The organism is Alcanivorax sp. HI0083 (assembly GCF_001635175.1).
This window is the reverse complement of the sequence record NZ_LWFX01000889.1, coordinates 1-302: the sequence shown is the minus strand read 5'-3', so window position 1 is coordinate 302 and position 302 is coordinate 1. Positions and strand designations below refer to the sequence as shown.

The following is a 302-nucleotide window of genomic DNA, read 5'->3' as shown; positions in this document are numbered from 1 at the left end:
GACCAGAGCGTAGGCGGTCAGATCGCCCACGCCCTCCAGGGCCTTGCACCGTTGCACCTGTTCGCTGAGCCCAGCGTCTCTTACCGTGTCGCGAAGGTGTTTCTGGATCTGTGCATCCAGCGTGTTGATCTGAGAGATCAACCTCTTCAAGCCCGCTTTGAGTAGCGGCTCTGCACCCAGGCTTTGCTGGATAATGGTTCGCGCCTTGACCAGTGCCGCACGGCGGCGCAGTAGGGTCTGCAGCGTCCGATACGCCTTGGGTGGCGGGCTCCAGCGGCGCAACGCCTCTTTTTCATGTTGCA

Annotated in this window: 1 pseudogene; it reads right to left on the bottom strand. The window is 61.3% G+C overall.

The features are described 5' to 3' along the window. Positions 1-302: pseudogene (locus A3754_RS27575) on the bottom strand (IS110 family transposase); the annotation flags it as partial.